23 protein-coding genes are annotated in these 10843 nt (G+C 38.2%); all 23 read left to right on the forward strand.

Going from position 1 to position 10843, the window contains the following annotated elements:
* A partial coding sequence (locus tag M1381_07105) for a hypothetical protein (GenBank protein ID MCL4478849.1) occupies positions 1–92 on the forward strand: 92 nt, incomplete at its 5' end.
* Positions 93–98: 6 nt separating this feature from the next.
* Complete coding sequence (gene rpsJ, locus M1381_07110; protein MCL4478850.1) at positions 99–425, forward strand: 30S ribosomal protein S10; 327 nt, start codon at positions 99–101, stop codon at positions 423–425.
* Complete coding sequence (gene rplC, locus M1381_07115; GenBank protein ID MCL4478851.1) at positions 425–1051, forward strand: 50S ribosomal protein L3; 627 nt, start codon at positions 425–427, stop codon at positions 1049–1051. The genes rpsJ and rplC overlap by 1 nt, the downstream gene beginning before the upstream one ends.
* Before the next feature lie 7 nt (positions 1052–1058).
* Positions 1059–1682: a 50S ribosomal protein L4 gene (gene rplD / locus M1381_07120; protein ID MCL4478852.1), complete on the forward strand. Its 624-nt coding sequence runs from the start codon at positions 1059–1061 to the stop codon at positions 1680–1682.
* Positions 1679–1969: a 50S ribosomal protein L23 gene (rplW, locus tag M1381_07125; GenBank protein MCL4478853.1), complete on the forward strand. Its 291-nt coding sequence runs from the start codon at positions 1679–1681 to the stop codon at positions 1967–1969. The genes rplD and rplW overlap by 4 nt, the downstream gene beginning before the upstream one ends.
* Before the next feature lie 6 nt (positions 1970–1975).
* The gene (gene rplB, locus M1381_07130; GenBank protein MCL4478854.1) at positions 1976–2812 is read left to right on the forward strand and encodes a 50S ribosomal protein L2; all 837 of its coding nucleotides are present in this window, start codon (positions 1976–1978) and stop codon (positions 2810–2812) included.
* 14 nt (positions 2813–2826) lie between these two features.
* Positions 2827–3120 carry a 30S ribosomal protein S19 gene (gene rpsS / locus M1381_07135; GenBank protein ID MCL4478855.1) on the forward strand — a complete coding sequence of 98 codons (294 nt, stop codon included), beginning with the start codon at positions 2827–2829 and terminating at the stop codon, positions 3118–3120.
* Between the two features lie 3 nt (positions 3121–3123).
* Positions 3124–3456, forward strand: a complete 333-nt coding sequence (gene rplV, locus M1381_07140) for a 50S ribosomal protein L22 (protein MCL4478856.1) — start codon at positions 3124–3126, stop codon at positions 3454–3456.
* Between the two features lie 18 nt (positions 3457–3474).
* Complete coding sequence (gene rpsC, locus M1381_07145) at positions 3475–4146, forward strand: 30S ribosomal protein S3 (protein ID MCL4478857.1); 672 nt, start codon at positions 3475–3477, stop codon at positions 4144–4146.
* 19 nt (positions 4147–4165) lie between these two features.
* Positions 4166–4582, forward strand: a complete 417-nt coding sequence (rplP, locus tag M1381_07150) for a 50S ribosomal protein L16 (GenBank protein ID MCL4478858.1) — start codon at positions 4166–4168, stop codon at positions 4580–4582.
* Positions 4579–4782 (forward strand): 50S ribosomal protein L29, encoded by a 204-nt coding sequence (gene rpmC / locus M1381_07155; GenBank protein MCL4478859.1) that lies wholly within the window; start codon positions 4579–4581, stop codon positions 4780–4782. The genes rplP and rpmC overlap by 4 nt, the downstream gene beginning before the upstream one ends.
* Positions 4772–5062: a 30S ribosomal protein S17 gene (gene rpsQ, locus M1381_07160; GenBank protein ID MCL4478860.1), complete on the forward strand. Its 291-nt coding sequence runs from the start codon at positions 4772–4774 to the stop codon at positions 5060–5062. Before rpmC ends, rpsQ begins: the two co-directional genes overlap by 11 nt.
* On the forward strand, positions 5059–5427 hold the full coding sequence (gene rplN / locus M1381_07165) for a 50S ribosomal protein L14 (GenBank protein MCL4478861.1): 369 nt from the start codon (positions 5059–5061) through the stop codon (positions 5425–5427). Before rpsQ ends, rplN begins: the two co-directional genes overlap by 4 nt.
* Before the next feature lie 8 nt (positions 5428–5435).
* Positions 5436–5753 (forward strand): 50S ribosomal protein L24, encoded by a 318-nt coding sequence (rplX, locus tag M1381_07170; protein MCL4478862.1) that lies wholly within the window; start codon positions 5436–5438, stop codon positions 5751–5753.
* Between the two features lie 10 nt (positions 5754–5763).
* Entirely contained in the window at positions 5764–6303 is a 540-nt protein-coding gene (rplE, locus tag M1381_07175) for a 50S ribosomal protein L5 (GenBank protein MCL4478863.1), read from the forward strand.
* 14 nt (positions 6304–6317) lie between these two features.
* Entirely contained in the window at positions 6318–6503 is a 186-nt protein-coding gene (locus M1381_07180) for a type Z 30S ribosomal protein S14 (protein ID MCL4478864.1), read from the forward strand.
* A 12-nt stretch (positions 6504–6515) separates the two neighbouring features.
* Positions 6516–6914: a 30S ribosomal protein S8 gene (gene rpsH, locus M1381_07185; protein ID MCL4478865.1), complete on the forward strand. Its 399-nt coding sequence runs from the start codon at positions 6516–6518 to the stop codon at positions 6912–6914.
* 9 nt (positions 6915–6923) lie between these two features.
* On the forward strand, positions 6924–7478 hold the full coding sequence (gene rplF, locus M1381_07190; protein ID MCL4478866.1) for a 50S ribosomal protein L6: 555 nt from the start codon (positions 6924–6926) through the stop codon (positions 7476–7478).
* A 15-nt stretch (positions 7479–7493) separates the two neighbouring features.
* Positions 7494–7862 (forward strand): 50S ribosomal protein L18, encoded by a 369-nt coding sequence (rplR, locus tag M1381_07195; GenBank protein ID MCL4478867.1) that lies wholly within the window; start codon positions 7494–7496, stop codon positions 7860–7862.
* 14 nt (positions 7863–7876) lie between these two features.
* Positions 7877–8374, forward strand: a complete 498-nt coding sequence (gene rpsE, locus M1381_07200) for a 30S ribosomal protein S5 (protein ID MCL4478868.1) — start codon at positions 7877–7879, stop codon at positions 8372–8374.
* A 24-nt stretch (positions 8375–8398) separates the two neighbouring features.
* A complete protein-coding gene (rplO, locus tag M1381_07205; GenBank protein MCL4478869.1) occupies positions 8399–8848 on the forward strand; it encodes a 50S ribosomal protein L15 in 450 nt (149 codons plus the stop codon).
* A complete protein-coding gene (gene secY / locus M1381_07210) occupies positions 8838–10148 on the forward strand; it encodes a preprotein translocase subunit SecY (protein ID MCL4478870.1) in 1311 nt (436 codons plus the stop codon). Before rplO ends, secY begins: the two co-directional genes overlap by 11 nt.
* Positions 10142–10810: an adenylate kinase gene (locus M1381_07215; protein MCL4478871.1), complete on the forward strand. Its 669-nt coding sequence runs from the start codon at positions 10142–10144 to the stop codon at positions 10808–10810. The genes secY and M1381_07215 overlap by 7 nt, the downstream gene beginning before the upstream one ends.
* Positions 10811–10843: the final 33 nt, after the last annotated feature.

The raw sequence follows: 10843 nt of genomic DNA on the forward strand, positions 1-10843 counted from the left end.
TGCCGATAGCTATGGAGAAGGGATTAAGGTTTGCAATCAGGGAAGGCGGTAAGACAGTTGGAGCAGGAGTTATCTCGGAAGTTATAGAGTAAGAGCATATGGTAGAAACTCAAAATCTAAGGATAAAATTAAAAGCTTATGATCACAGGTTGTTAGATCAATCTGTTAAGGAAATAGTGGAAACAGCAAAAAGGACAGGTGCGGTTATTAAAGGGCCTATCCCTATTCCTACAAAGATACAGCGTTATACTGTATTAAGATCACCGCACGTTGATAAGAAATCGAGAGAGCAATTTGAGATAAGAACGAGCGGTAGATTAATAGATATTATTGAACCAACACAGCAAACGGTTGATGCTTTAATGAAGATAGATCTCTCAGCAGGTGTTGATGTGGAAATCAAAAGCTTTGGGGGTAAGCAATAATGTTTTCGTCTATAATCGGTAAAAAAATAGGCTACACCAGGATATTTGATGATCAAGGGAATGCAGTCCCTGTTACGGTAATCCAGGCAGGACCGTGTAAGATTGTCAATATAAAGACCTTAGAGAAAGACGGTTATGAAGCTGTACAGCTTGGTTATGTGACAACGGTTGAAGGCAAATTAAATAAACCATTGGTCAGTTATTTTAAAAAGCAGGGTGTTGAATTGTATAAACACCTTAAAGAGTTCAGATCGGATAATATTAAAGATGTTAAGATCAACGATATCGTTACGGTAGAAACATTTACGATTGGCGAGCTTGTTAGTGTTAGCGGATTTTCGAAGGGTAAAGGGTTTCAGGGGGTTGTGAAACGCTATGGGTTCCATGGAGGTCCTGGCAGTCATGGATCGATGTTTCACAGGCAGCCGGGTTCAATAGGATCAAATACCTTTCCCGGCAGGGTTATAAAAAACAAAAAACTTCCTGGCAGGATGGGTAATGTAAAAACTACTATTAAGAATTTGAAGGTTGTAAAACTTATACCCGAGAAAAACGTAATTCTTATTAGAGGTGCTGTCCCAGGAAGCGTTAATACTCTCATTGAAATAAAAAAGGTGCAGGCATAGGTGCGATATGGCTATTATTGATGTTTTGGATCAAGATGGGAATAAATTAAAAGACTTAACCATTAATGATGATGTTTTTAATAGGGATGTACATGAACCATCTCTTTATCTTGCTGTGAGAGAGTACATGCACAATAACAGACAGTGGACAAGGGCAACAAAAACAAGAGGAGAGGTAAGCGGTGGAGGGAAAAAACCATGGAAACAAAAGGGTACAGGCAGAGCAAGATCGGGAAGCATTAGATCTCCGCTCTGGAAAGGCGGTGCAGTGGTGCTTGGTCCTCAGATGATTCACAGTGAGTTTAAAGTAAACAAAAAGGTTAATAAACTTGCTATGCGTTCGGCTTTAAGCTCCAGATATAAAGGGAATGCCATGGTAGTGGTTGATGGATTTCGAATGGATCAAGTAAAGACCAAGCAGGTAAAAGAGATATTTAAAAGACTTAATATCAATAATGCGCTCGTAGTACTTGATAGCAATAATAAAAATTTTCAACTTTCGGCAAGAAATGTAAGCAAGATAAAGGTTATTAAAAATGATTTAATCAATGTTTATGATATAATGAAGCATAAACAGCTCGTTGTTACAGAAAAGGCAGCAGTGATGCTTGGGGAGGCTTTGAGTAAATGAAAACAATCTACGAAGTAATCGTATCTCCTATAATTACCGAAAAAGCTACTGCTGCAAAAGAGCGCTTTAACGAGGTATCTTTTGTTGTAGATAAAAGGGCAAACAAAAAAGAGATAAAAGATGCAATTGAAAAAATATTCAAGGTCAAAGTCCTGGACGTTAAGACGGTAAATATGCCTGGAAAAGTCAAAAGAGTAAGGCTGTTTCAGGGGCTACGAAGCGGTTATAAAAAGGCCCTTGTTAGATTAAAACAAGGGAATAAAATAGAATTCTTTCAAGGGGTATAGGGAAAAATGGGTATCAAATCTTATAAACCAACTTCAGCAGGCAGAAGGTTTTTTCAGACAGTAACTTTTGAAGAGATTACGACAAGAGAGCCGGAGAAATCTCTATTGTTCCCTTATAAAAGGCATGGCGGTAGGAACAATGCGGGTAAAATTACATCGAGATTTAGAGGCGGCGGACACAAGAAGCAGTATAGACTTATTGATTTTAAAAGAGACAAATATAATATTCCTGCAAGAGTTGCATCAATAGAATATGATCCGGTAAGAACATCATTCATAGCGCTTCTTAAATATGCCGACGGGGAGAGGAGATACATCATTGCGCCGGAAGGCTTAAAAACAGGTAATACTGTTATATCCACAAAGACAGCAGAGCTGGACATCTTAACAGGATATGCAATGCCATTAAGACTTATTCCTCTTGGCACGAACATACATAATATTGAATTAAAACCTGGAGAAGGTGGTAAACTTGTGAGGAGTGCAGGCGGTACTGCCCAACTTGTAGCTAAAGAAGGAGATTATGCTCATATTAAACTCCCATCAGGAGAAGTAAGGTTGATAAGAATTGAATGTATGGCGACGATTGGCCAGCTCGGCAACATGGATAAAATGAACGTATCAATAGGTAAGGCAGGCAGAATGAGATGGCTTGGAATAAAGCCTCATAACAGGGGTGTTTCTATGAACCCGGTTGATCATCCTCATGGCGGTGGAGAAGGTAAATCCGGTCAGGGCAATCCGCATCCTGTTTCACCATGGGGTATGCCGACAAAAGGATTTAAAACGCGTAAGCCAAAGATGTCCGATAAGTATATAGTTAAATCAAGGCATAAAAAATAAAAGAGGTTATAGAGATGGCGAGATCATTAAAAAAAGGACCATTTATTGAGGATTCGTTGATAAAAAAAATAGAAATAATGAATAATAAAAAAGAAAAAAAACTTATAAAAACATGGTCAAGACGATCTGTTATAATACCTGATATGGTAGGTTTTACTATTGCGGTGCATAACGGAAGAAAGTTTATACCCGTGTATGTTACGGAGAATATGGTTGGACACAAGCTCGGCGAGTTTGCTCCCTCAAGAACGTTTGTGATGCACTCCGGTGATAGAAAGACACAGAAAGTTGATGAAGGGAAGAAGTAGGATATGGAAATAAAGGCTTCATTAAAATTTTTAAGATTGTCCCCAAGAAAGGCAAGGCTCGTGGCGGATCTCGTAAAGGGAGAAAGTGTAAACAAAGCGCTTGCTATACTCAGGTTTAAAAACAGGGCGGCATCGCCTCATATTGCGAAATTAATAAGATCTGCTGTTGCTAACGCAGAAACAAAAGGCACCATAGATATTGATAATCTTTATGTGAAGTTGATATCCGTTACAGCAGGACCAACTATGAAAAGATTCGCAGCAGCACCGATGGGCAGAGCTATGCGTATAAGAAAAAGGATATGTCATATAAATTTAATTCTTGATGAAAAGTAAGATTAAAGGAGATTAACGTTGGGACAGAAAACAAATCCGATAGGATTAAGATTGGGAATAATAAAGAACTGGAACTCACGATGGTTCGCGGAAAAGGATTATGCTAAAGAGCTGCATGAGGATCATCGTATAAGGACTTTCCTCAAGAAAAAACTATATCATGCAGCGGTTTCAAGTATTATTATTGAAAGAGCAGTCAATAAAATAAAAATAAACATACATAGTTCAAGGGTAGGGTTGATTATAGGTAAAAAGGGAACAGAAATAGAGGCTTTAAAAGCAGAGCTCGCAAAGATGTTATTGGGCAAAGAAGTAACAATAAATATGTTTGAAATAAGGAAACCGGAACTGGATGCTCAACTGGTTGCGGAGAACATTGCACTTCAGATAGAAAGACGAATCTCTTATAGAAGAGCGATGAAAAAGGGTATAAGCTCGGCTCTTAAATTCGGAGCAAAAGGCATAAAAGTGATGGTAGCTGGCAGGCTTTCCGGTGCAGAAATCGCCAGGACAGAGTGGTATAGAGAAGGCAGGGTTCCCTTACAGACATTAAGGGCAGATATAGATTATGGATTTGCAGAGGCTTTTACGACTTATGGGGTTACAGGCATAAAGGTATGGATTTTTAAGGGTGAGATGTTGGGCAAGGAAGGAGAGCAAGAGACTAAACTTGCTCCAAATTTACAATAAACGATGGGAGTTTATTCTTATGTTAATGCCGGGTAAGGTAAAATATAGAAAGCAGCAAAGAGGAAGAATGAAAGGTTTGGCAAAAGCAGGTAATACTCTTGCTTTCGGAGACATCGGGTTACAGTCTTTAGGCAGGGGTTATATGACCGCCAAGCAGATTGAGGCAGCAAGAATAGCTATAACCAGACACATAAAAAAGGGCGGAAGGTTATGGATAAGGGTATTTCCAGATAAACCTTATACAAAGAAGCCCGCAGAAACGAGGATGGGTAAAGGTAAAGGAGATCCGGCAGAATGGATAACTATTATAAAACCAGGCAGGATGCTGTATGAAGTGGAAGGGCTTGAACATGAGCTTGCACATAAAGCGTTAAGAAATGCTTCTTTCAAACTGCCATTCCCTACAAGAATAGTTCATAGAGAGGAAGTAAGATGAAGGCTTCTGAGATTAGAGCATTTTCTGCTGATGAGATAAAAGAAAAGATTAGCGATAAAAGGAAGGAATTGTTTAATCTTAAATTAAAGGTCAAGACAGCGCAGCTTAATGATTATAGAAGTTACAGACTGATGAAGAAAGATCTTGCGAAATTATTAACTATTCTCAGAGAAAAGGAGAAGGGAATAAATGCAAAGTAACAAAAAATTAAAACCATTCTCCATGCTTGGAGTTGTTATTAGCGACAAAATGAATAAAACAAGAATTGTCGCGGTAGAGAAAGTGATAAGACATCCAAAGTATCAAAAGATGGTAAAAAAGATTAAGAAGTATAAAGTTCATGATGAAGGGAATAAAACGCATATAAATGATATAGTAGAGATAGTTCTTACAAGACCGCTCAGTAAGGGAAAGAACTGGCGTATCTCAAATGTAGTTGGTCAGGTATCTATCAATGCTCATGCGGAGGATACTTTATGATACAAACAAATACAAGATTAAATGTGGCAGATAATACAGGAGCAAGGGTTGTATCATGCATTAAGGTATTGGGAGGCACAAGAAGAAGATATGCAACTATTGGAGATGTTATAGTTGTATCCGTTAAGGAGGCAACACCAACTGCGAAAGTGAAAAAGGGTGAGGTTGTGAAAGCTGTTATTGTAAGGACAAAAAAAGAAATAAAGAGAAATGACGGCAGTTATATACGATTTGATACTAATTCTGCTGTACTTTTAAGTCCGCAGCTCGAGCCTATAGGTACCCGCATTTTCGGCCCTGTGGCAAGAGAGCTGAGAACTAAGAACTTCATGAAGATCATTTCACTTGCTCCAGAAGTACTGTGAGGGAAGATATGAAATCAACAATAAAAAAGGGAGATACGGTAAAAGTCATATCGGGCAACGATCGAGGTAAAACAGGTAAGGTAGTGCATGTACTGCTTGAAGAGGGTAAAATACTTGTTGAAAAGGTTAATACAGTAAAAAAGCATGTAAAACCAAGCAACACAAATCCAACCGGCGGCATAGTTGAGAAAAATTTACCGATCGCAATATCTAATGTGATGTTGGTATGTAAAAAATGCAGCAATACGGTGCGTGTTGGGATAAAGTTTCTTGAGGATAGAACAAAGGTAAGGTACTGTAAAAAATGCGGCGAAGTAATAGAATGATGGTGATAAAATGGCAAGATTAAAAGAATATTATAAATCAATTGTAGTAAATAAATTAAAAGAGCAATTCAAATACAAAAATTTGCATGAAGTACCGCGCGTTATAAAAGTTGTTATAAATATGGGTGTAGGGGCGGCAAAAGAAACTCCAAAGTTACTTGATACTGCAATGGAAGAATTAGCAATCATAACAGGGCAAAGGCCTATTATGAAGAAAGCGAAGAAATCTATTTCAACATTCAAACTAAGAAAGGATACTCCGATTGCTGTTATGGTAACTTTAAGGCAGAATAAGATGTATGAATTTATGGACAGATTAGCCAATATAGCCATCCCAAGGGTAAGAGATTTTAAAGGCATATCTTCAAAAGGTTTTGATGGGAATGGCAACTACACTTTAGGTTTAACTGAACAAACCGTATTTCCTGAAATCAGTTATGATAAAATTGATAAGATAAAAGGCATGAACATCACATTTGTAACAACAGCTAAAACAGACAAAGAATCAAAAGCTCTTTTAGAATGGCTAGGGTTGCCATTTAATAAATAATTGGAGGTAGATAGGTGGCTAAGAAGTCGCTGATAGTAAAAGCTATAAAGCCGAAAAAATTTAAGGTAAGACAGTATAACAGATGTCCGCTGTGCGGGAGGTCAAGAGGCTATATGAGTAAGTTTAATATGTGCAGGATATGTTTCAGGAAGATGGCGTTAAGAGGTGATATCCCGGGTGTTACAAAGGCAAGTTGGTAGCAAGGTGATATTATGAAGATTACAGATTCCATAGCAGCGCTTTTGGTAGGAATAAAGAATGCTCAAATGAGAAAGAAAAATGATGTATCGGTACCGTTCTCGAATATTAGTAGCGATATCCTAAGGATCATGAAACAGGAAGGTTTCATAAAGGGCTATGAGGAAGTTACCACGGATGGTAAAAAAAGGATTATCATTGGTTTGATGTACGATAAGCAGGGAACTCCACGGATACATGAAATAAAAAAAATAAGTAAACCAAGCATCAGGAAATACACACGGTATAAAGATATAACAAAAGAGAAAAGTGGTTACGGTGTTACAATACTATCAACATCACGAGGCGTTATGTCTGACAAAGAAGCCCAGGCTTCTAAGATTGGCGGTGAAATGCTATGTTTCATATGGTGAGGAGTCAAAATGTCTAAACTTGCAAGAAAACCGATTGTCATCCCAAAAGGTGTTAAAGTAGAATTCGAAAATAATACTGTAAAATTAACCGGTGTTAAAGGGGTTATTGAAAAACTCATACCCGAGCCTATAAAACTTATCATAACATCAGAAAACATAAAGGTAGACATGGCTGATAAGGAAGAAACGAATACATCTCTGCAAGGGACGATTACCGCTTTACTGAAAAACATGCTGAAAGGTGTTGCAGAGGGTTTTAAGAAAGATCTTGAACTGGTTGGTGTCGGATATAAGGCAGAACTTAAAAATAGAGAGCTTATCTTGAATATTGGGTATACGAAACCGGTTGTAATGAATGTTCCGCAGGGATTAAATATAAATATTGAAAAGCAGACAAAGATATCTGTAGCAGGTGTAGACAAGCAACTTTTAGGCTTATGGTGTGCCAAAGTTAAATCCGTAAGACCTCCTGATGCTTATAAGGGTAAAGGGATAAAATTCGCTGATGAAGTCCTTAAACTTAAGCCAGGTAAGACGGCAGCTACTGCTGAAGCAAAAACTTGATATAAGGATCATTTTATGAAAAAGGTTATAAGTAAAAACACAAAAAGACTTTTAAGAAAACATAGGATTACAGCGAGGTTACACGGTACTGCTTCCAAACCGAGGCTCGTTATATTTAAAAGCCTTAAATATATATATATACAGATGATAGATGACGAGCAGCAGAATACGATTGCTTCTTTCTCAACACATGAGGATAATTACTTTAATAAATTGAAGAGCAGGAAGAATAAGGATGCTGCAAAAATGCTCGGTGAAATGGCAGGAAATAAGGCAATAGAGCTTGGTATAAAGCAGGTTATCTTTGATAGAAACGGCTATAAGTATCATGGGAATGTTAAAATTTTTGCTGAAGCAGCAAGAAAAAAAGGACTCGTATTTTAAATGGAGGTAAAAGCTTGGAAGATGTAAACACAAATACAGAATTCAAAGAACGTATTATTAAAATCAACAGGGTTGCTAAGGTTGTAAAGGGTGGTAAAAGATTTAGTTTTAGTACCATTGTTGTTGTTGGCGATCAAAAAGGACTTGTGGGCTTTGGACTCGGAAAGGCAAATGAAGTCCCCGACTCAATAAGAAAAGGTATTGATAAAGCCAAGAAAAGCCTTATAAGCGTACCCATAAAGAATGGAAGTGTTCCTTACGATGTGATAGGAGAATTTGGTGCCGGCAGGGTTTTTATAAAACCAGCACAGGCTGGAGTGGGTGTAATAGCTGGAGGTGCTGTTAGAGCTATGCTTGAACTCGCGGGATATAAAGATGTTGTTGCAAAAATTTTCGGGTCACGTAATCCGCATAATGTTTTAAAGGCTACCGAGGATGCTCTTAGGAAGTATGATGTAGTAAAAAAGGATTTTATTTCAAAGGTTGATGTTACTTTGTCAGAGAAATTTTAAGTGTAAAATTTTTGTGAGGTGAGAATGAATTTATCTACTTTAAAAAAACCGGATGGTATGATTAAAGAAAGAAAAAGAATAGGCAGAGGTACCGGATCATGCCACGGAAAAACAGCAGGAAAGGGCCATAAGGGACATAATGCTAGAGCTGGTGGCGGTGTAAAACCCGATTTTGAAGGCGGACAGATGCCTTTGAAACGACGCATGCCTAAGTATGGATTTGTAAACCCTAATCATATTGGATATCAGGTTGTTAACATAGAATCCCTGAATATCTTTGACGTTGATGAAGAAATAACATTAGAAAGAATGATCGATAAAGGTATTATAAGAGGTAATAGACCGGTTGTTGTATTAGGGAACGGTGAGATAAAAAAGAAGCTTTTTATAAAAGCGCATCGTTTTTCAGGGAGTGCAAAGGAAAAGATAGAAATAGCAGGCGGTAAAGCAGAGGTTGTGAAAATTGCTAGATAATGTAGTAAGTATCCCAAAGATTCCGGAACTGCGAAGAAGACTGTTAATAACCATTTTCATTCTCGCGGTTTACAGACTTGGTGTGGCAATACCGACCCCTGGTGTAAATGCGCATGCACTTGCGATGTTTTTCAGCCAGAACACGGGAACTCTGTTTGGCTTGTTTAATCTGTTCTCGGGCGGTGCATTTGAGCATTTCTCGATATTTACACTCGGAATAATGCCGTATATCTCTGCCGCGATCATAATGGATCTTTTAACGGCGGTTTTTCCTTATCTTGAGAATTTAAAAAAAGAAGGAGAACTTGGTAGAAAAAAAATTACCCAATACACAAGATATGGAACTGTTCTTATAAGTATGGTTCAGGGTTTTGTGATAAGTTACGGTCTTGAGAGTATGCATGCGCCTAATGGCGGCTCTATAGTTGTTAATCCCGGGTTCTCTTTCAGAATATTAAGTACGATAACGCTTACGAGCGGTACAGTCTTCCTGATGTGGCTTGGCGAAGAGATTACAGAAAGAGGTGTAGGGAACGGTATTTCTTTAATAATATATGCTGGTATAGTCGCAAGGATACCGGCAGCAATAATGAATACAATAACGCTTGTAAAGAGCGGAGAGATGAGCGCATTTACTCTTATATTTTTGATAGTACTTATGATTGCTGTTGTAGCATTTATTATTTTTGTAGAACTTGGACAGAGGAAGATCCCCGTTCAATATGCACAGCGTATTGTAGGAAGAAGAGTCTATGGCGGACAAGAAACGCACCTACCTCTAAAAGTTAACAGCGCGGGTGTTATCCCTCCAATATTTGCGTCTTCTCTTTTGATGATCCCTGCAACTATTACAAGCATGTCACATATCTCGTGGCTTTCTTTTTTGAAAACGTATCTGTTCCCGGGCAGCCTTATGTATAATTCATTTTATGCTGTACTTATCATATTTTTTACGTTCTTTTATACCGCGGTAACATTCAATCCAGTAGATGTTGCAGATAACTTAAAAAAGTATGGCGGGTATGTCCCTGGAATAAGACCGGGCAAAAGTACATCAGACTATATCGATAAAATACTCACGAGGATTACGGTTGGAGGTGCTCTGTATCTTACATTAGTTTGTGTGCTGCCTACTGTGTTAACAAGCAGGTTTAACGTACCATTTTATTTTGGCGGTACATCTCTGTTGATAGTAATAGGTGTTGCACTTGATACCATATCACAGGTAGAAGCACAGCTTGTAATGCGTAATTATGACGGCATTACAAAGAACGTAAAGATGAAAGGCAGAAGATGGTAAGTAAGATCAGATTGTTATTTGTTGGACCGCCTGGATCTGGGAAAGGCACGCAGGCATCAATATTAGGCAAGAATTATAATATACCGCAAATAGCGACAGGAGACATGTTAAGGGAAGAGGTAAACAAGGGCACAGAACTCGGCAGCCAGGCAAAAGGATACATGGACAGAGGTGAGCTTGTTCCCGATCAGATTGTTATAAACATGCTTGAGAACAGGCTTAAGCAGCAAGATACAAAAGAGGGCTTTATCCTCGACGGCTTTCCAAGGACTGTCGGACAGGCAAAGTCACTCAGTGATAAATTCGAGGCACTCGGTATAGATAAATTTAGTGTGATAGAGTTTAAAGTTGATGAAGAAAATCTTGTAAAAAGGCTTTCTTCAAGACGGGTGTGCAGCAATTGTGGAGCGATTTATAATCTACTTGCTAAACCGCCCGTACAACCCGGCATTTGTGATAAATGCGGCGGTAAACTTTATCAGAGGAATGATGATAAAGAATCGACAATAAGAGAGAGGTTTAAAGTTTATAACGAAAAAACCGCACCGCTGATAGACTATTATAAAAACAGAGGTATTTTGAGTTCTATAAAAGCGGAAGGTAAAATAGATACAATAACGTCTGATATAAACATGCATATTAATAAGGTATTCAATGGTTAATATAAAAACCGCCATACTTTTTTAAGTTATCTG

The sequence above is a fragment of the Deltaproteobacteria bacterium genome, from assembly GCA_023382265.1.
In the GTDB taxonomy this organism is placed as follows: Bacteria; JAMCPX01; JAMCPX01; order JAMCPX01; family JAMCPX01; genus JAMCPX01.